This is a genomic window from Stenotrophomonas sp. TWI1149 (assembly GCF_039673155.1).
Classification (GTDB): Bacteria; Pseudomonadota; Gammaproteobacteria; order Xanthomonadales; family Xanthomonadaceae; genus Stenotrophomonas; species Stenotrophomonas maltophilia_AA.
Map to the genome: position 1 here is coordinate 86,031 of NZ_JBDJLB010000011.1, position 18,584 is coordinate 104,614.

Below are 18,584 nucleotides of genomic sequence, written 5' to 3' on the forward strand. Positions count from 1 at the left end.
ACGACGATGGCACTGCTTACTTCCCCTGCTGCTGGTTGCGGTTCGAATTGGAATTGTTCTTCTGTTCCTGGGCTGCTGCCGCGCGCGATTCGGCGATGCCGACCGAGCGCGCCGAGGCGGCCTTTTCATCTTTCTGCAGTTCCATCGGCTGGTCCTCGCCTTCCGGCGTCAGCCAGCCACCGGTGAAGCCGGCGCGTTCCAGGCCCTTGCGGATGTGCGGATTCTTCTTCATCACATCCCAGACGAAATCATTCCGGTAGTTGGCGATCATGGTCAGGATCGGGCCCTGGTCGATGCCGATGTAATCACTGGCCACCCAGCCGCGATCCGGGACCAGGCGACCGGTCTTGATCGGGATGTCGTAGTTGAAGCTGGGATTGAACGAATCCAGGAAGCCGTAACTGGAATAGATGTAGTCGCCGTAGCGCTTGTGCATCTCCACCGCCGCCGGGATCACCTCTTCCGGGGCGAACACGATCGAGGAGATCGCGGCGGTCGGCGCGATGGTGCCGTCATCGAAGTTCTCGCGCAGACCGGCGCCGCGCGAAGAGTAATGGCGGAACTGGCGCTGCTCGCCGCGGTATTCCTGGGTGGTGTTCTGCGGGCCGTCGCTGGCGGTCAGGCCCCACACGTTCTGGCCGTAGTCCTTCCAGTTCATCGGGTTGGCGATCGCGTATTCGCGCTGCGCCAGGGCCGCCGAGCGGCTGTTGAGGAAGTAGGTGCTGCCCCGCTCGCGCATGTAGGCATCCTGGATGTCGCGGAAGTCGACCCACACATGCGTGTACTGGTGGCCGAACAGCGGACCGAAGGACAGGTATTCCTGGCCCTGGTAGACGCCCCAGTCGTTGTCGTAGGTACGCGTCCACACCGTCCACGCGTCCGGGCTGACCGGATGCGTCGGCGAGCCGAGCGCGAGGATGTAGACCATCATCGCCTCGTTGTAGCCCATCCAGTCGTGATCGATGAAGCCGCTCTCCGGGAACCAGCCCATCGAGATCAGCGGCGCGCGCTGCTGCAGCCACGGCCAGTCCACGCGCTTGTACAGCGTGTCCGCGATCTCGCGAATCTCTTTTTCGCGCGCGTCGTCACCGTCGTAATAGGACTGCGCGAACAGCACGCCCATCATCAGCAGCGCGGTATCCACGCTGGAGAGTTCCACCCAGCTGTCGTAGCGGCGGCCTTCCTGCATGTCCAGGAAGTGGTAGTAGAAGCCTTTGTAGCCGCCCTTGCCGGTGCGCTGCGGGCCCATCGGCAGGTCGCGGAAGAACTTCAGCGTCAGCAGGGTGCGGTCGATCGCCTGGTTGCGGCTGACCCAGCCGTTCTCGATGCCGATCGGATAGGCGGTCAGCGCGTAACCCACCGACGCGATGCTGGCGAACGGACGCGACGGGTAACGGTCCGGGCTGAGCCCGTTGACCTCGTTGGTGGTATCCCAGAAGAACTGGAAGGTGCGGCGTTCGATATCGTCGAACAGCGGCGGCAGCTCCGGCTTCATCGGCCGCGGCGGCACATCCGCCTCGACCAGGATCACGGGCGGCTTCGGCTTGGCCGGCTCCTGCTGGGCCTGCGGCTGACAGGCAGCGGCGGCGAGACTGATCGTCGCAGCGGTCAACAGGTGGCGTGCCTGCATGGGCCAACTCCTTGTGCGGTGTTCGTGACTGGGAAGCATAACGTCCAATGACCTGAAATCGTTTACAGAACGCCGCTTTAAAAAAACCACGCATGCGTGGTCGAAAGCGGCGGGTCATTGCCCAGGCCGCTGCCACCCTCCGTGGCACCGGCCTGGACAATGGACTGGCCCGAGGGCCAGCCATTGCCATGAAACCGGCCCCGTCCGAGGACGGGGCCGTTGCTGCATCAGAAGCGGAAGCCGACTTCGGCCTTGACCTGACGCGGAGTACCGATGATGTCGCCGGTCTCGTTGTAGCTGGCCTGCAGCTTGCCGTTGGTCTTCACGTAGTTGTAGGTGGAGAAGTTGTCGAAGTTGAACACGTTGATGATGTCGATGCGCGCGTACAGCTCGGTCTCGCCCGGCATCTTGAACGTCTTCGTCGCCTGCAGATCGACCGAACGGTAGCCGAAGATCTTGCCACCCACCAGGAACTTGCCATTGGCGTTGGGCACAGCTGCCTGCGGGGTCGGCAGGTTGTAGCCACTGGCCTGCGGCACCGGGTACCAGTCGTTGACGGCGGTCGGGGTGGCCAGGGTGACCTTGCCACCGAAGGTGATGCCCCAGAAGCCCGCGTACGAACCGGTGACCACCAGGCGGTGGCGCGGCGCGCCGTTGGAGCGGATGGTCGGATAATCTTCGATCAGGCCGCGGTCGAACGCGTACTTCTCGTTGATGTCACGGTTGTGGCGCGCGGTGGTCCAGGTGTAGGCCACCGAGGTGCCCCAGCCGCTTTCCTGGGTGAACGGCTTCTGCGCCGACAGCAGGACCTGGGTCGCACGGGTCTTGATGCCCTGCTGGCCGATGATCAGGCTGCCGAAGCCCGGCACGTTGCAGCTCCAGGCCTGGCTCAGGCCCGGGTCGGTGCCGCCGCACAGGCGCGGGTCATCGAAGAACTGGCCGGTCGGGTAACGGTTGCCCAGGGTGAAGGCGAAGCCGTCGTAGCTCAGGGTGCGGGAAATGGTCGCATCGGTCAGCCAGTCACCGACCTGGTTGCTCATGCCGAAGCTGAACTGATCCGAGTACGGCACCTTGAGGTTGTTGTTCAGCAGGTCGACTTCCAGACCGGCATTGCTGGTCGAACCGACCAGGGCCTGCAGGTTGCCGATGCCGTTGAGCAGGTTCGGGTTCCAGTCATAGCAGGCGGCCTGGCCGTCGATGCAGGTGCCGGTGCCCGGGTTGCGGAAGTAGATGGTCGGCTGCGGCAGGGCCAGCTTGGTGGTTTCCAGCTGCAGGTTGTCGAACAGATCGCGGTCATACGAACGACCGGCACCACCGTGGAACACGTGCTGCTCGTCGGCGTTGAGGTCATACGAGAAGCCCAGGCGCGGCTGCCAGGCATCCTTGAACGCCTTGCGGTTGTGGCCGTTGCTGATGTAGTCGCCGATGTTCAGGCCACCCAGTGCCAGCGAATCGGCGTAGGTCTGGCCAGCGGCCGCACGCGGATCCTGCGAGTAGATCGCGTCGACCACCTGCTGCGGAGTCACGAAGTCCAGGTAGGACGGGGTCTTCTCGTAATCCCAACGCAGGCCGAGGTTCAGCTGCAGATGGTCGTTGACCTGCCAATCGTCCTGGATGAACAGGCCGATCTGCTTGGACTTCGAGCGCACTTCGCCCGACACGCCCGACACGCCGGTCACCGGCTTGACGAACTGCGCCTTGTACGGAATGGAAGACGGGAAGTCCGGATCACCCAGGCTGTAGGTGAAGGTCGGATTGATCTGCGCGGCATCGGATGCGTACAGGTCGATCTGCTTGTACTTGGCACCCATCTTGATCGTGTGGTCACCCTGCCACTCGATGCCGTCCAGGGTCAGGTTGTCTTCGATCGACCAGCCCTTCTGGCCCTTCACCTGCGAATCCAGCGCCGATGCGCCACCGATCTTCACCACGGTGCGGTCTTCGGTGCCGTCCGGTGCGGTGTAGGTGATGCCGTTGGCCAGGGTCAGCGGGGTCGGGTTGTTGAACGAATCTTCGTGGGTGACCATCAGCTCGTTGTAGTAACGCTCGCCGCTGTGGTTCCAGCGCAGGGCGTAACGACGGTCGGTGTTGACCACTTCGCGGCCGGCTTCCGGCGCGGTCTGGCCACTGAACTGCGACTGGGTTTCATCGCGGTCCTGGAAGGTCAGCTCGATGCGATCGTTGTCGGTCGGCTCGAAGTCGATCTTGCCGAAGATCAGATCCTGCTGGAACGGCTGGCTGGCCGGGCCGAGGCCTGCGGCGCCGTCGGCCGGCAGCAGGCCGGCGGCACTGCTCACCGCGCCGTCCGGCGCGATGGTGACCGGCAGGTCGAAGCGCTTGGCTTCATAGGTCACGAAGAAGTGGGCCTTGTCCTGGATGATCGGGCCACCCAATGCAAAACCGTATTCCTTCTCGGCCGATGCCTCTTTCGTCTGGCCAGCCTGACGCTCGGCCGGGGTCTTGGCGCGCATGTCTTCGTTGGTGTAACGGTAGAAGGTTTCACCCTTGAACTCGTTGGTACCGGACTTGGTGGCCGCGGTCACGGCCGCGCTCGACACCTGGCCGTACTCGGCCTTGTAGTTGCCGCTGATGACCTTGTATTCACCGATCGCCAACTGCGGGAACGGGTTGCCGGCGCTGCCGGACTGGCCGGCGACGCCGCCGCCCTTGACGTAGCTCTTCTGGCCCACGCCGTCGATGTAGACGTTGGTGCCATCGGAGTTGGTGGCACCGCCACGCAGCGAGGTATTGCCCTTGGCATCACGGGTGAAGATCAGGCCCGGAACCGCGTCGGCGAATTCCAGGAAGTTGCGCGACACCTGCGGGGTGGTCTGGATCTGCTGCAGGCTGACGGTCTTGCCCACTTCGGAGGTGCGCACTTCCTGCAGCAGGGTCGGCGCGATGACGTTGACCGTGTCCAGGTTGGTGGCGTTGGCGGTGCTGCCGTTGGCCGGCGCGCCGCTGAAGTTCAGGGTCGCGGTCGAGGCCACGGTGACCGTCACCTTCTGCGTCTGGCCATTGGCCACGACGTTGTAGGTGCCCGGGTCCAGGCCCATCAGCGAGTAGCTGCCATCGGCACGGGTGGTGGCGCGGCGCACGGTGCCGCTGGCCACGTTGGTGGCGGTGACTTCGGTGCCGGCGGCAGCCTCGGCGACCTGGCCGCGCAGCGACGAGGTGGCCGACTGTGCCATCACGGTCGGGGCGGCGCCCAGCATCAGGCAGGTGACCAGCGCGCTGGACAACAGACTGCGTGCGGGCGCGCGGTTGCGGTGATTGGAATACGTCATGTAACTCTCCGGGTGGTGGTGGCCGTCTTTGCGGCCCCTGTCATTGTTTTTTTACAGCGTGGTTTGCATGCGTCACGACCAACGGTCGTGACCTACAGCTCGCTTCTGGGCTTGCTTGAATCACGCACGATCAGGGTCGGCACGAGCGTCTGCTTGTCGCCGGCCCCTTCTGTGTTGTTGCCATCCATCAACTGCAACAGGCGCGTCGCGGCCTTATCGCCGAGGTCGGCGATACTCACCTGCATCGTCGTCAACGACGGGTGAACGAAACGTGCCAGCGGAATGTCATCGAAACCCGCCAAGGCGACATCGGTCGGCACGCGGACACCTGCCTGCGCGAACGCATACAGACACCCCAGCGCCATCATGTCGTTGGCGGCGAACACCGCATCGGGCAGCGTGCCGGCTGCCAGCAACTCCTGTCCGGCGCGATGGCCGGAAGCTTCGTCAAAGTCACCGGGCAACTCGATACCTTGGGCAGCATCGCCGAAGGCCGCCAGCGCATCGCGGAAACCGCGCAGGCGCTCACGGGCGTCGTAGTTGAGGTCCGGACCGGAAATGAAGGCGATGCGTCGATGCCCGACATCCAGCAGGTGGCGGGTCATCGTCATCGCACCGGCATGGTCATCGATGCTCAGCACCGGATGATCCTGCTCGGGCAGATAGGTGTTGATCAGCACCGTGGGCAGCGCCTGCGGGAGGTTGTCGGTAAGGAAGCCCGGGCTCTCGGCATACGGCGAGAGCACCAGCAACCCATCGACACGACCGCGCATGGCACGCAGGGCCGCGCCCTGCTGCTCCTGGTCACCGTGGTAACTGGACACGAGCAGATGCTGGCGACGCTCGCGGGCCACCCCATCGATGCCGCGCATCAGTTCGGAGAAGAATTCGCCATAGAGATCGGGCAACACCACGCCAATGGTGTTGGTCCGTCGGCTGCTCAGGCTCCGGGCCGCTGCGTGCGGGGTGTAGCGCAGTCGCGCCGCTACCTCCAGCACCAGCTTGCGCACGGGCTCGGCAACATTTTCATGGCCATTGAGTGCGCGCGAGACCGTGGCAACAGAGACACGGGCCTCACGGGCGACATCTTTGATAGTGATCGCTGCCTTGTTCACTTCGCCGCCCTCCACGGCTTAGAGATCTGGGCTTGGCGCGGAATGTAAGCGTTTTCAAACCCGGATGTAAACACTACGTTAGCCTCATGTCGTACGGCGGTAACCAAAAGCTGTCCATGGCGGCCCCTTTCGGGACTGGCCAGGACAAGGCGGGACAAGGGTTTCAGCGGTTTTTGACCGGTGTCTCGGCACGGATGGACAACGCGTGGATATCGGTCTCCATCATCGTCCCCAGGGCCGCATAGACGGCCCGATGGCGCGCCAGCGGCAGTTTTCCTTCGAAGGCCGCGCTGACCACGTGCACCTTGAAATGGCCGCGGCCGTCCCGCGCGCCCTCGTGGCCGGCGTGGCGGTGGCTGTCGTCCTTGACCTCCAGCAGCTCGGGATCCAGCGCCTGCTGCAGGGCCTCGCGGATGCGCTCGACCCGGTTCATGGCAGGACCTTGCGGAACGGGCGGACCTGGACGCGCACGTAGACGCCCGCCTCTACATAAGGATCGGCGGCAGCCCAGTCCTGGGCCTGGGTCAGCGAATCGAACGCGGCGATGACCACGCTGCCGCTGAAGCCGGCCGGGCCGGGGTCTTCGCTGTCGATGGCCGGGCACGGGCCGGCCAGCAGCAGCCGACCTTCATCCTGCAGGGCCTGCAGCCGGGCCAGATGGGCCGGGCGCGATGCCAGACGGGCGGCCAGCACATCGGTGCCGTCATAGCCTTCAATCACATACCACACGGGCAACTCCGAGGTCTTGTTGAATCGAACCCGGGCATTCTAGCGGGGCTGGCTGGACACTGGCGCGGCAACCCCGTAGTCTTATGTCCATTGCACGTGGCTGGACGCAGCGCCCCGTCGGCACCCGGCTCCACCGCCAGCCGACGACCGACCCACTGCCCCACACCAGCACACGTAGACGACCTCCCCGTAGTTCTGTCGCTGCCCATCGCGGCGCGCCTTGCTGTTTGAAGTGTGGAATCGCGCCGACCCAGGCGTGTCATGGCTTGCCATCCTGCCGCCCGGCACCGTTCCGGACGCTGGCATGGTGCGGCGACCGGTCCGTTGCAATACTGACGTCTATTTGATGACTGCCGAACTCGCGCTCGACGCGAACCCGCCAACCCGAGTGCCCGCCCCACAGCAGCAGGAAATGCCGCTGGCCGTGGTGCATGGACAGCCGGTCCTGCAGATTCCGCAGGACCTGTACATCCCGCCGGACGCGCTGGAAGTCATCCTGGATGCCTTCGAGGGTCCACTGGACCTGCTGCTGTACCTGATCCGCCGGCAGAACCTCGACATCCTGGACATCCCGGTCGCCGAGATCACCCGCCAGTACGTCGAGTACATCAACGTCATGCAGGAGCTCCGCTTCGAACTGGCGGCCGAGTACCTGGTGATGGCGGCGATCCTGGCCGAAGTGAAATCGCGGATGCTGTTGCCGCGGCCGCCCAGCATCGAGGGCGAGGAAGCCGATCCGCGTGCCGAGCTGGTGCGCCGGCTGCAGGAGTACGAACGTTTCAAGCAGGCCGCCGAGGACATCGACAGCCTGCCCCGCCAGGACCGCGACACCACCGTGGTCCATGCCTTCGTCCCCGACCGCGCGGCCGTCAAGCTGCCGCCGCCGGTGGACCTGAAGGAAATGCTGATGGCGCTGCACGACGTGCTCAAGCGCGCCGAGCTGTTCACCGGCCACGCGATCAAACGCGAGGCGCTGAGCGTGCGCCAGCGGATGGGCGATGTGCTGGGTCGTCTGGAAGACGGCAGGTTCTACCGGTTTGAAACGCTGTTCACCGCCGAAGAAGGCAAGCTGGGGGTGCTGGTCACCTTCCTCGCCCTGCTCGAACTGGCCAAGGAACAGCTGCTGGACATCGTCCAGGAAGCTCCGCTGGCGCCGATCTACGTCAAGTCCCTGGCCGCCGGCAACACCAACGAACCGCTGCAGTTCAACAGCGAGTTCGATGACAACGACGCCGCCAACGAATCCGACTGAGCACCCGACCCACGCATGGATCAACCGCTGATCAACCGTATTGTCGAAGGCGCCCTGCTGGCGGCCAGCGAGCCGTTGACGCTGGCGCAGCTGCAGGGCCTGTTCCCGGAAGAGGAACCGGCCCCGCCGGGCAGCATCGAACGCGCGCTGGAACTGCTGCGCGACGGCTGCCAGGACCGCGGCGTGGAACTGGTCGAGGTGGCCTCCGGCTTCCGCTTCCAGGTCACCAGCGAAGTGCATGGCTACATCACCCGGCTGTGGACCGAACGCAAGACCCGCTACACCCGTGCCACCCTGGAAACGCTGGCGCTGATCGCCTACCGCCAGCCGATCACCCGCGGCGAAATCGAGCAGGTGCGCGGCGTGGCGGTCAGCAGCAACATCATCCAGGCACTGGAAGAGCGCGAATGGATCCGCGTGATCGGCCACCGCGACGTGCCCGGCAAGCCGGCGCTGTTCGGTACCACCAAGGGCTTCCTGGATTATTTCGGGCTCAAGCGCCTGGACGAACTGCCGCCGCTGTCCGAGCTGCGCGACCTGGGTGAGCTGGAGCCGCAGCTGCCGCTGGACAACGAAGGTCAACCGGCCGGTCGCCTGGCGGCCGGCGCTGCGACACCGGATGCCGAGCTGGACAGCGACGCGGCCAATGACGACGCCACTCCGGCGCCGGCGGACCTGGCCGACGCGATGGACCCTGCAGCACCGGCCGACCCGGTGGACCCGCTGGACCCTGCCGCCGCCCGGCTGGCCGCCCGCGTGGCGCTGGCCTCGGCGCGGCTGGCGGAGCAACCGGCAGAGCCGGACAATAACGAGGCTTCCGCCGATGCGGACGCCCACGACCCCCCATCCCATGCGCCGTTGTCGCTTGCCGACGACGACGCGGATACGACCGCCAGCGATGGCGAACCCGATACCGCGCCGGGAGAGCGCGCGGCGCCCCAGAACGAAACCGAAAACAACGCCGTCGCGAAGACGACCGTGGCTGTTGACGAAGCCGATCCCGAACCAGAGGCCGACGCACCCGTTGCCGGCCGGAGCCAAGTAAATGAGTGACACCCCCCGCAAGCCATCGTTGAACAAGCTTTCGCTCAAGCGCGAAACCGCCTCCGAACAGCCCAAGCTGGAAGAGCGCCTGCACAAAGTGCTGGCGCAGGCCGGCCTGGGTTCGCGCCGCGCGCTGGAACAGCGCATCGCCGATGGCCTGGTCAAGGTCAACGGTGAGGTCGCGCAGACCGGCCAGTCGATCAAGAGCGGCGACAAAGTCGAGCTTGACGGCCGTGGTTTCGTCGCCACCGCACTGACCGAAACCTCCCGCGTGCTGGCCTACAACAAGCCCGAAGGCGAAGTGACCACGCGCGAAGACCCCGAAGGTCGCCCGACCGTGTTCGAAGCGCTGCCTGCCCTCAAGGGCGCGCGCTGGATCGCGATCGGCCGCCTCGACATCAACACCACCGGCCTGCTCCTGGCAACCACCGACGGTGAGCTGGCCAACGCGATGATGCACCCCTCCTACGAGGTCGAGCGCGAGTACGTCGTGCGCGTGCGTGCACCGGAAGGCGAAGAGAAAGTGCCGGACAGCATCGTCGACCGCCTCGCCCGCGGCGTGGCGCTGGAAGACGGCCCGGCCAAGTTCGACGAGATCGAACGCATCGGCGGCACCGATTCGCACGACTGGTTCCGCGTGGTCGTCAAGGAAGGCCGCAACCGCGAAGTCCGCCGCCTGTGGGAATCGCAGGGTTGCCAGGTCAGCCGCCTGAAGCGCACCCGCTACGGCAAGGTCAGCCTGCCGCGCGAACTGCTGCGCGGCCAGTCGGTCGAGCTGCCGGCCAAGCAGGTCGAAGCCCTGCGCGCCGAACTGAAGCTGGAAGAAGGCGCGCCGTCGGCGCTGACCCTGCAGCCGGTGATCGGCCAGCGTCGTGCCGCCAAGACCACCGTGCGCGTCTCGCGCGACGGCGGCCGGGGCAACGCCTACGTCAACGGCCACAACTCGGCCGATGAAGGCCGCGAACTGCGTCGTTTCGACAACGTGCGCGAAGAGCGCGGCCGTGGCCGCGGTGGCAAGGGTGGCGGCTTCAAGGGTGGTCTGACGGTCAGCGGCGAAGCAGCGGCCAAGCAGTCGCAGCGCCCGTTCAAGGCCCGCCCGGACAAGGGCAACCGGGCGCTTCCGGAAGGCAACCCGGCCGCGTTCCGCAGCTGGTACGTGCCGGACGGTGTCAGCACCGGCCCGAGCGGCCACCGCAATGCCGGCACGGGCGCTACCCGTGGTCCCGGCGCGCGTGGTCCGGGTGCCGGCGCCGATGCCGGCGGCCAGGGCCGTCCGTATGGCAAGCCGAAGGGTCCGGGTGGCGCAGGCGGCCCGGGGCGTGGCAGCTACGGCGGCGGCGCTGAAGGTCGCGGCGGCTATGCCGGCGGTGGCGAAAGCCGCGGCGGTTACGGCGGCCAGGGCCGTCCGGCCGGTCCGGGCGGCGGTGGCAACCGCGGTGCCCAGGGTGGCCAGGGTCCGTCCCGCCATCCGTACGGCCATCCGGGCAATGCCCCGAGCTTCCCGTCCGATCACGCCAATCCGGGTGCCAGCCCGTACGGCAGCGCGCGTCCGGCGGGCAACCGCGGTCCGGGTGGTCCGGGTGGCAACCGTGGTCCGGGTGGCCCCGGTGCACGGGGTCCGGGTGGCGCCAGTGCGCGCGGCCCCGGCGGTCCCGGTGGCAACCGCGGTCCGGGTGGTCCGGGCGGCAACCGTGGCCCGGGTGGCCCCGGTGCTCGCGGTCCCGGTGGCCCGGGTGGTCGTCCCGGTGGCAATCGCGGCCCGGGCGGCGGCGGTCACCGTGGTGGCGGCCCGCGCGGCGGCTGATCACTGATACGCTGAGATCAAAAAACCCCGGCTCAGGCCGGGGTTTTTCGTTGGGTCCACGCGGGCCGCGATCAACCCGGTCCTGTAGAGCCACCCCATGGGTGGCTGCGCTTCATGGGGTGGCTGCGCGTCATGGGGTGGCTGCGCGTCATGCCGGAGACGGTGGTGCAGCCACGCATGGCGTGGCTCTACGCCTCAGCGTCGTTCGATGGTGAAGCGGCCCACACCCACGCCCAGGTCCCAGCCCTTGCCGGTGCCCGCCAAGGCGAGCGAGATATCGCCCTTGGTCATCACCTGGGCATTGCTGGATTTGTCGGCACCCGCATGCGCTTCGACGGAGGCATAGGAACCGATCAGGTCATTGACCGAGTAGGCGCCGGAGAACTTGCCCTTGCCGTCGACGATCTTGGACTTGCCTACGGTGAGGCCGCCGCCCTTGGCGGTGATCTTGACCGGAATGCGCGCGCCGTTGTCGCACTGGATGGTGCCGGTGCCGGAGGCGGTCTTGTACAGCACCGACCAGCCCGCCAGGTTGTAGTGCAGCTCGCAATCAATGTTGCCGGCAGCCTGCGCGGCCGGGACGGCCGAGATGCCGGCCAATGCGATCAATGCCAGGGAGAACGTCTTCATGCAGGTCCGCTCGTACGCAGTGGGAACGCGCCGAATCTAGCAGCGTGCGCGTGTGGCGCGGATGATGCACGTCGCGTGCATCCGGCATCCGTTCAGCCCGCGCGGCCCGGGGGAGTGCCGGCCGCTGGCCGGCTCCAGGCAATCCTGCAACGCCCATGAGAGCCATGCGCACCGCCAGCAGCGTGCAGAGCCGGCCAGCGGCCGGCACTATCGTTTCAGCTGCGTTCCTGCAGGCTGAAACTGTCCGCATCCAGCATCGCCGGGAAGCGCGCGCGGTGGGCGGCCAGTGCCGCGGCCGAGATCGTCGTGGTGACCACCTGCTCGCGTTCGCGCACTTCCACCTGCGGCTGGCCGAGGAAATCGATCACCGCGCTGTCGCCGGCGTAGTGCAGGTCATTGCCGTCGACACCAATCCGGTTGACCGCCGCCACATAGCAGAGGTTCTCGATCGCGCGCGCGCGCAGCAGCGTCTTCCACGCATAGGCGCGTGCCGACGGCCAGTTGGCCACGAAGATCTGCAGATCGAAATCCAGCTGGTCGGCGCGCTCCACGTTGTAGCGGTTGCGGCAGAACACCGGGAAACGCAGGTCGTAGCAGACCTGCGGATTGATCCGCCACCCCTTCCACTCCACGCTCAGGCGCTCGCTGCCGGCGGCATAGCGCTCGTGCTCGCCACCGTAACGGAACAGGTGGCGCTTGTCGTAGTACCGCAGCTCGCCATCCGGGGTGGCCCACAGCAACCGGTTGTAGACGCCCTCGCCCACCCGCAGCTGCACGCTGCCGGTGACCGCCGCGCCCAGGCGCACGGCCTGCTCGCGGATCCAGGCCACGGTCGGGCCGTCCATGCCCTCGGCCTTGTCGATGGCGTCGTTGGAGAAGCCACTGGTGAAGGTCTCCGGCAGGATCACCAGGTCGGTCTGCCCGGCCAGCGGCGCCAGCAGCGCGCCGTAATGCGCGCGGTTGCCGGCCGGGTCGTGCCAGCGGGTATCGCCCTGGACCAGGGAAATGCGCAGGTCCTGCAGATCGGTCGCGGTGCGCATCACAGGGCCCGCAGTCGTTCGATCGCCGCGTCCATCGTGGCGTCGTTCTTGGCGAAGCACAGGCGGACCAGACGCTGGCCGACGGGCGCGGTCTCATAGAAGGGCGACAGCGGGATCGCCGCCACGCCCTTCTCGATCGTCAGCCATTTCACGAACTCGTGGTCGGGCAGATCGCTGACGGCCGAGTAGTCCACCAGCTGGAAGTAACCGCCGGGCACCGGCAGAGGCTTCAGGCGCGTGGTCAGCAGCTGCTCGCGGAAGCGGTCGCGCTTGGCCTGGTAGAACGCGCCCAGTTCGAGGTGGTGTTCGGGCTCGTCACGGATCATCGCGGCGAAACCATACTGCGCCGGGCCGAAGCTGGTGAAGGTGTTGTACTGGTGCACCTTGCGGAACTCGGCGGTCATCGCCGGCGGTGCGATCGCGTAGCCGATCTTCCAGCCGGTGCAGTGGTAGGTCTTGCCGAAGCTGGAAATCACGAACGCGCGCTCGCGCAGCTCCGGATGGCGCAGCGAGGATTCGTGGCGGCGGCCGTCATAGATGATGTGCTCGTACACCTCATCGGAAATCAGGTAGATGTCGGTGCCGCGCAGCACATCGGCCAGCGCCTGCATGTCGTCGGCGGTCAGCATCGCGCCGGACGGGTTGTGCGGCGTGTTGACCATCAACAGCCGGGTGCGCGGGGTGATCGCGGCACGCACGCGGTCCCAGTCGACCGCGAAGGTCTGCGGGTCCAGCGGCACGTGCACGGCACGCGCACCGGCCAGGTCGATCGCCGGCTCGTAGCAGTCGTAGGCCGGATCGAGCACGATCACCTCCTCGCCCGGGCGGACCACGGCGTGGATGGCGTTGAAGATCGCCTCGGTGGCGCCACTGGTGACGGTGATCTCGGTATCCGGATCCACCTGCGCGCCGTACAGATCCAGCGACTTCTGCGCGATGGCCTGGCGCAGCGGCGCCACGCCGGTCATCGGCGGGTACTGGTTGAGCCCGCCCTGCATCGCGGCAATGGTTTCATCGATCAGCCGCTGCGGTGCGGAGAAATCCGGAAACCCCTGGCCCAGGTTGACCGCACCGTGTTCGGCGGCGAGCTGGGACATCACGGTGAAGATGGTGGTGCCCACCTTGGGCAGCTTGGTTTGCGGTTGCATCGGCAGGCAGGATCGAGGGGGTAGATGACGAAGTGTACGAAATCCCCCGAAGCCATGACGGTCGTGCCGGCCGCGGCCGGCACGACGTCGCCCGTCCCCGATACAATGAACACTCCTCCCGGTGTGAAGCCTGAGCCCTTTGAACGCCCCTCCGTTGCTGGCCGCGCATGGCCTTGGCTTCAGTCGCAACGACGAACCCGTCTTCGGCCCCTTGGACCTGCATGTCGATGCCGGGGAAGCCCTGCTGGTGCAGGGCGACAACGGTGCCGGCAAGACCACCCTGCTGCGGGTGCTGGCCGGCCTGCTGCGTGCCGAGAGCGGGCACGTCGAGATCGATGGCAAGCGCGCCGGGCACAAGGAACGGGCGAACTACGTGGCCTACCTCAGCCACCTGCCCGCGTTGAAGCCGGACCTGGACACGCTGGAGAACCTGCATTTCCTGTGTGGCCTGCACGGTCGCCGCGCCCGCCAGATGCCCGGCAATGCGCTGGCGATCGTCGGCCTGGCCGGGTATGAGGACACGCTGGTGCGGCAGCTGTCGGCCGGGCAGAAGCGCCGCTTGGCACTGGCCCGCATCTGGCTCTCGCCCGCGCCGCTGTGGCTGCTCGACGAGCCCTACGCCAATCTCGACCTGGAGGGCATCAACCTGGTGAACCGCATGATTTCCGCGCACCTGCGCAGCGGCGGCGCTGCGCTTGTCACAACCCACGGCGCCTATGCCGCCCCGCCGGTGCGTACGCGCCTGCTGGCCCTGGGCGTGGCGGCATGATCGCGCCGGGTACCGAGCCGGGTCTGTGGCAGACCGCACGGGCGCTGGTCGCCCGCGACATGCGCCTGCTCTGGCGGCGCCGTGGCGATGCCCTGCAGCCGCTGCTGTTCGCGCTGCTGGTGGTGGTGCTGTTCGCGCTGGCGCTGGGCCGCGATCCGGAGGCGATGGCACGCGTGGCCGCGGCGGTGATGTGGCTGGCGGTGCTGCTGGCCGGCCAGCTGGCGATGGACTCCCTGTTCCGCAGCGATGCCGAAGACGGCTCGCTGGAGCAATGGTTGCTGGCCCCGGTGCCGCTGGCCTGGCTGGTGCTGGTGCGGGTGCTGGTGCACTGGGTCACCACCGCCCTGCCGCTGATCGTGATGTCGCCGCTGCTGGCGGAAATGCTGCATCTGCCGCATGACCAGTTGCCGATGTTGCTGGCATCGTTGCTGCTGGGAACGCCCTTGCTGAGTCTGATCGGCGGGGTGGTCGCCGCGCTGACGGTCGGCATCCGGCGCTCTGGTATTCTCGTGGCACTGCTGGCCCTGCCGCTGTATGTGCCGGTGCTGGTGTTCGGCGCCGGCAGCGTGGCGGCGGTCGCACGCGGCCAGGACCCGATCGGCGCGCTGCTGATGCTGGGCGCCGGGCTGGTGATCGCGCTGGTGCTGGCCCCGCTGGCGACAGCCGCCGCGATCCGCATCTCGCTGAGTTGAGCGGTATGGCGTACTGTCGGTGGCGTGAGCTGGGTTGTGAGCGTCACCTGCATCCGCGTCACCCGTTGCCGAGCCACTCCACGTCCGTTCCATCGTCGCCCTTCGTTGGATAGCCACTGCCGCATGCACCCGATCGTCCGCTGGTTCCACCAACTCGGTTCGCCGCCCACCTTCGACCGCTTTGCCGCGCGCTGGTCGCGGGTGTTCTACCTGGCGGCGGTGCCGGTGCTGCTGGTCGGCATCTGGCAGGCGCTGGCGGTGGTGCCGGCCGATTCCAAGCAGCTGGACAGCTTCCGCATCCTCTACATCCACGTGCCCAGCGCGTGGATGAGCCTGTTCGTGTTCGCACTGATGGCGCTGTACGCGGCGATCGCGCTGATCTGGCGGATCAAGACCTGCGAAATCCTGGCGATGGCCTGCGCCCCGCTCGGTGCCGGCTTCACCCTGATCACCCTGCTTACCGGCAGCATCTGGGGCAAGCCGACCTGGGGCACCTGGTGGGACTGGGACCCGCGCATGACCACCGAATTGATCCTGCTGCTCCTGTACCTGGGTGTGATCGGCCTGTATTACGCCATCGAGGACCGTCGCAGCGCCGCGCGCGCGGCCGGCCTGCTGTCCATCGTCGGGGTGAGCCTGCTGCCGGTGATCCGCTATTCGGTGGAATGGTGGGGCAGCCTGCACCAGGGCCAGACCATCCGCTTGTTCGGCGACTCCACCCTGGATGCCAGCATGGCGCTGCCCCTGTGGCTGATGGTGATCGGTACCAAGCTGTGGTTCGCCGGCTCGCTGCTGGCCAAGGCCCGCGCCGACAACCTGCTGCGCGAGGCCGGCAAGGCCTGGGTCGCGGCAGGCACCCGTGCCCCTCTGGAGGACAGCCGCGCATGACCCACCTGCCCTATGTGATGGCCGCCTATGCGGTGTTCGTGCTGGTGCTGGGCAGTGATGCCCTCGGCTCCTGGCTGCGGCTGCGCTGGGCACGCCGCCTGGCGGCACGCCGCCAGCAGCGCCAACAGGCCCGCGCGGTTGCGGGCAGCGCACCGCCAGTGGCGCCGGAGCTGACCCGATGAATCCGGTCCGGCGTCGCCGCCTGCTCTGGGTGATGCTGCTGGTGCTCGCCTCCGGCCTGGCGACCGCGCTGGTGGCGATGGCCCTGCAGCGCAATATCGCCTACCTCTACACCCCTTCCGAAGTGCTGCGCGGCGATGCCGGCGATCACGCCCGGTTCCGCCTCGGCGGCATGGTGGTCAAAGGGTCACTGCAGCGCGCGCCCGGCTCGCTGGATGCGCACTTCGTGGTCACCGATGGTGACGCCACGCTGCCGGTGATCACCTCGCGGATCCTGCCGGACCTGTTCGCCGAGGGCACCGCCGTGGTCGCCACCGGACGCCTGCAGGACGGTCGCTTCGTCGCCGAGGAAGTGCTGGCCAAGCACGACGAGACCTACATGCCCAAGGAAGTGGCCGACAAGATGGGCCAGGCACATACCAAACACGATGTGCCCGTGCCGGCACCGGAGACGTACTGAGTGCTGCCGGAACTGGGGCAGATCCTGCTGGTCACCGCCTTGCTGATGGCACTGCTGCAGACGGTGCTGCCGCTGTGGGGCGCCCATCGCGACCGCGCCACGTGGATGGCGGTGGCACGTCCGGCCGCCTATGCCCAGCTGGCGTTGCTGCTGGGCGCGTTCGGCGTGTTGACGGTGGCCTTCGTGACCCAGGATTTCTCGGTGCGCTATGTCGCGGAGAATTCGAACTCGCTGCTGCCACTGGCGTACCGCTATTCCGCGGTCTGGGGCGCGCACGAAGGCTCGCTGCTGTTATGGGCGCTGGTGCTGGCGGTGTGGTGCGGCGCGGTGGCACGGTGGTCCAAGCGCCTGCCCGCCGTCGTCTCCGCGCGCGTGCTCGGGGTGCTCGGCATCATCAGCATCGGCTTCCTCGCCTTCCTGATCTTCACCTCCAATCCGTTCGCGCGGCTGATCCCGGCGCCGCTGGAAGGACGCGACCTCAACCCGCTGCTGCAGGATCCCGGGCTGATCATCCATCCGCCGATGCTGTACATCGGGTACGTGGGCTTTGCGGTGCCGTTCGCATTCGCGATCGCCGCCCTGCTGGAAGGCCGCGTGGATGCGCGCTGGCTGCGCTGGACGCGGCCGTGGACCAACGTAGCGTGGGGCTTCCTGACCCTCGGCATCGCGCTGGGCAGCTGGTGGGCGTATTACGAACTGGGCTGGGGCGGCTGGTGGTTCTGGGATCCGGTCGAGAACGCCAGCTTCATGCCGTGGCTGGCCGGCGCGGCGCTGATCCACTCGCAGGCCGTCACTGAAAAGCGCGGCAGCTTCGCCAGCTGGACGCTGCTGCTGGCGATCGCGGCGTTCGCGCTGTCACTGCTCGGCACCTTCCTGGTGCGCTCGGGCGTGCTGACCAGCGTGCATTCGTTTGCCGCCGATCCCTCGCGCGGCACCTTCATCCTGATCTTCCTGGCCCTGGTCATCGGTGGCGCACTGCTGCTGTATGCGCTGCGGGCCGGCGCACTGACCAGCGAGGATCCGCGCCGCGGCTTCCTGCCGACCTCGCGCGAAACGCTGCTGCTGGCCAACAACCTGCTGCTCGCCGCGGCCTGCGGCATGGTCCTGCTCGGCACGCTGTATCCGTTGCTGGCCGACGCGCTCGGGCTGGGCAAGGTCTCGGTCGGGCCGCCCTACTTCGGCACGTTGTTCGTGGTGCTGATGGCGCCGCTGGTGGCGCTGTTGCCGTTCGGGCCGCTGGTCAACTGGCAGCGCGACCAGGCCTCGCGCCGCGTGGCGATGCTCGCGCCGTGGGCCGGGCTGGCCCTGCTGCTCGGTGTGATCGCTTACTTCATGGCGCCCCAGGGGGCACTGAAGACCGCCGCCGGTGTCACCGGGGCGGCCTGGGTCGCGTTCGGTACCGGGCGCTTCGTCTGGACCCGCCTGCGCGGCAACGGCAGGTTCACCGCCGAGATGGTCGGCATGCTGCTCGCCCATGGTGGCGTGGCCGTGTTCCTGGCCGGTGCGCTGCTGGTGGAAGCCTTGAACGTGCAGCGCGAAGTCGCGCTCGCACCGGGACAGTCGCTGGTGGTGGGCACGTATGAAGTGCGCTTCGAAGGCGTGGACCATCAACAGGGCCCGAACTACGTCGCCGATCGCGGCCACCTGCGCGTGCTCCTGCACGACCGCGAACTGGCCCTGCTGCATCCGGAAAAACGCCTGTACGCCAGTGGCGGACAGGTGATGACCGAGGCCGGCATCCACGCCCGCCTCAACGGCGATGTTTACGTGGCACTCGGCGAGTCGCTGGGCAACAATGCATGGGCCGTGCGCGTGCACATCAAACCGTTCGTCCGCTGGATCTGGCTGGGCGCGCTGCTGATGGCACTGGGTGGCTTCGTCACCGCCGCCGATCGTCGTTTCCGTCGTCCCTAGGA

17 protein-coding genes are annotated in these 18,584 nt (G+C 67.2%); 9 read left to right on the forward strand and 8 right to left on the reverse strand.

Annotation, left to right across the window (positions count from 1 at the left end; genetic code table 11):
• Nucleotides 1-16: 16 nt before the first annotated feature.
• The 5 genes from ABE424_RS13710 to ABE424_RS13730 form a co-directional block, all read right to left on the reverse strand.
• Nucleotides 17-1,630 carry a glucoamylase family protein gene (locus ABE424_RS13710; RefSeq protein WP_176989446.1) on the reverse strand — a complete coding sequence of 538 codons (1,614 nt, stop codon included), beginning with the start codon at nucleotides 1,628-1,630 and terminating at the stop codon, nucleotides 17-19.
• A gap of 227 nt (nucleotides 1,631-1,857) precedes the next feature.
• The gene (locus ABE424_RS13715) at nucleotides 1,858-4,917 is read right to left on the reverse strand and encodes a TonB-dependent receptor (protein WP_346478195.1); all 3,060 of its coding nucleotides are present in this window, start codon (nucleotides 4,915-4,917) and stop codon (nucleotides 1,858-1,860) included.
• Between the two features lie 92 nt (nucleotides 4,918-5,009).
• Nucleotides 5,010-6,047 carry a LacI family DNA-binding transcriptional regulator gene (locus tag ABE424_RS13720; protein ID WP_346489939.1) on the reverse strand — a complete coding sequence of 346 codons (1,038 nt, stop codon included), beginning with the start codon at nucleotides 6,045-6,047 and terminating at the stop codon, nucleotides 5,010-5,012.
• A gap of 148 nt (nucleotides 6,048-6,195) precedes the next feature.
• On the reverse strand, nucleotides 6,196-6,465 hold the full coding sequence (locus tag ABE424_RS13725; protein ID WP_070470362.1) for a BolA family protein: 270 nt from the start codon (nucleotides 6,463-6,465) through the stop codon (nucleotides 6,196-6,198).
• Nucleotides 6,462-6,761: a YciI family protein gene (locus ABE424_RS13730; protein ID WP_088434706.1), complete on the reverse strand. Its 300-nt coding sequence runs from the start codon at nucleotides 6,759-6,761 to the stop codon at nucleotides 6,462-6,464. The genes ABE424_RS13725 and ABE424_RS13730 overlap by 4 nt, the downstream gene beginning before the upstream one ends.
• Nucleotides 6,762-6,981: 220 nt before the next feature.
• Between ABE424_RS13730 and ABE424_RS13735 the strand changes: the two genes are divergently transcribed.
• Genes ABE424_RS13735 through ABE424_RS13745 form a run of 3 tightly spaced genes read left to right on the forward strand, consistent with a single transcriptional unit; the run spans nucleotide 6,982 to nucleotide 10,861 of the window.
• Nucleotides 6,982-8,013 (forward strand): ScpA family protein, encoded by a 1,032-nt coding sequence (locus tag ABE424_RS13735; protein ID WP_176989443.1) that lies wholly within the window; start codon nucleotides 6,982-6,984, stop codon nucleotides 8,011-8,013.
• A 15-nt stretch (nucleotides 8,014-8,028) separates the two neighbouring features.
• Complete coding sequence (gene scpB / locus ABE424_RS13740) at nucleotides 8,029-9,066, forward strand: SMC-Scp complex subunit ScpB (protein ID WP_346492331.1); 1,038 nt, start codon at nucleotides 8,029-8,031, stop codon at nucleotides 9,064-9,066.
• On the forward strand, nucleotides 9,059-10,861 hold the full coding sequence (locus tag ABE424_RS13745) for a pseudouridine synthase (protein WP_346492330.1): 1,803 nt from the start codon (nucleotides 9,059-9,061) through the stop codon (nucleotides 10,859-10,861). Before scpB ends, ABE424_RS13745 begins: the two co-directional genes overlap by 8 nt.
• Nucleotides 10,862-11,056: 195 nt before the next feature.
• On the opposite strand, the gene ABE424_RS13750 is transcribed toward ABE424_RS13745, so the two are convergent.
• The 3 genes from ABE424_RS13750 to ABE424_RS13760 form a co-directional block, all read right to left on the reverse strand.
• On the reverse strand, nucleotides 11,057-11,491 hold the full coding sequence (locus tag ABE424_RS13750) for a hypothetical protein (RefSeq protein ID WP_176989440.1): 435 nt from the start codon (nucleotides 11,489-11,491) through the stop codon (nucleotides 11,057-11,059).
• Nucleotides 11,492-11,706: 215 nt separating this feature from the next.
• On the reverse strand, nucleotides 11,707-12,513 hold the full coding sequence (locus ABE424_RS13755) for an amidohydrolase (protein ID WP_346492365.1): 807 nt from the start codon (nucleotides 12,511-12,513) through the stop codon (nucleotides 11,707-11,709).
• Between the two features lie 17 nt (nucleotides 12,514-12,530).
• Nucleotides 12,531-13,679, reverse strand: coding sequence for a pyridoxal phosphate-dependent aminotransferase (locus ABE424_RS13760; RefSeq protein ID WP_346492329.1), 1,149 nt, complete (start codon nucleotides 13,677-13,679; stop codon nucleotides 12,531-12,533).
• A 139-nt stretch (nucleotides 13,680-13,818) separates the two neighbouring features.
• Here ABE424_RS13760 and ccmA point away from each other — a divergent pair, with 139 nt between their 5' ends.
• From ccmA to ABE424_RS13790, 6 genes are all read left to right on the forward strand, one after another.
• A complete protein-coding gene (ccmA, locus tag ABE424_RS13765; RefSeq protein WP_346492328.1) occupies nucleotides 13,819-14,448 on the forward strand; it encodes a heme ABC exporter ATP-binding protein CcmA in 630 nt (209 codons plus the stop codon).
• Entirely contained in the window at nucleotides 14,445-15,140 is a 696-nt protein-coding gene (ccmB, locus tag ABE424_RS13770; RefSeq protein WP_176989437.1) for a heme exporter protein CcmB, read from the forward strand. The genes ccmA and ccmB overlap by 4 nt, the downstream gene beginning before the upstream one ends.
• A 123-nt stretch (nucleotides 15,141-15,263) precedes the next feature.
• Nucleotides 15,264-16,028 (forward strand): heme ABC transporter permease CcmC, encoded by a 765-nt coding sequence (ccmC, locus tag ABE424_RS13775; protein WP_346492327.1) that lies wholly within the window; start codon nucleotides 15,264-15,266, stop codon nucleotides 16,026-16,028.
• Nucleotides 16,025-16,210 (forward strand): heme exporter protein CcmD, encoded by a 186-nt coding sequence (ccmD, locus tag ABE424_RS13780; protein ID WP_346492326.1) that lies wholly within the window; start codon nucleotides 16,025-16,027, stop codon nucleotides 16,208-16,210. The genes ccmC and ccmD overlap by 4 nt, the downstream gene beginning before the upstream one ends.
• A complete protein-coding gene (ccmE, locus tag ABE424_RS13785) occupies nucleotides 16,207-16,668 on the forward strand; it encodes a cytochrome c maturation protein CcmE (RefSeq protein ID WP_123730743.1) in 462 nt (153 codons plus the stop codon). The genes ccmD and ccmE overlap by 4 nt, the downstream gene beginning before the upstream one ends.
• Nucleotides 16,669-18,582 carry a heme lyase CcmF/NrfE family subunit gene (locus ABE424_RS13790; RefSeq protein WP_346492325.1) on the forward strand — a complete coding sequence of 638 codons (1,914 nt, stop codon included), beginning with the start codon at nucleotides 16,669-16,671 and terminating at the stop codon, nucleotides 18,580-18,582.
• The last annotated feature ends 2 nt before the right edge of the window (nucleotides 18,583-18,584 follow it).

Coding starts and splice junctions, on each gene's coding strand:
- ccmE (WP_123730743.1), top strand. CDS start 16,207: ATGAATCCGGTCCGGCGTCGCCGCCTGCTCTGGGTGATGCTGCTGGTG.
- ABE424_RS13710 (WP_176989446.1), bottom strand. CDS start 1,630: ATGCAGGCACGCCACCTGTTGACCGCTGCGACGATCAGTCTCGCCGCC.
- ABE424_RS13760 (WP_346492329.1), bottom strand. CDS start 13,679: ATGCAACCGCAAACCAAGCTGCCCAAGGTGGGCACCACCATCTTCACC.
- ccmB (WP_176989437.1), top strand. CDS start 14,445: ATGATCGCGCCGGGTACCGAGCCGGGTCTGTGGCAGACCGCACGGGCG.
- ccmD (WP_346492326.1), top strand. CDS start 16,025: ATGACCCACCTGCCCTATGTGATGGCCGCCTATGCGGTGTTCGTGCTG.
- scpB (WP_346492331.1), top strand. CDS start 8,029: ATGGATCAACCGCTGATCAACCGTATTGTCGAAGGCGCCCTGCTGGCG.
- ccmC (WP_346492327.1), top strand. CDS start 15,264: ATGCACCCGATCGTCCGCTGGTTCCACCAACTCGGTTCGCCGCCCACC.
- ABE424_RS13725 (WP_070470362.1), bottom strand. CDS start 6,465: ATGAACCGGGTCGAGCGCATCCGCGAGGCCCTGCAGCAGGCGCTGGAT.
- ABE424_RS13745 (WP_346492330.1), top strand. CDS start 9,059: ATGAGTGACACCCCCCGCAAGCCATCGTTGAACAAGCTTTCGCTCAAG.
- ABE424_RS13715 (WP_346478195.1), bottom strand. CDS start 4,917: ATGACGTATTCCAATCACCGCAACCGCGCGCCCGCACGCAGTCTGTTG.
- ABE424_RS13750 (WP_176989440.1), bottom strand. CDS start 11,491: ATGAAGACGTTCTCCCTGGCATTGATCGCATTGGCCGGCATCTCGGCC.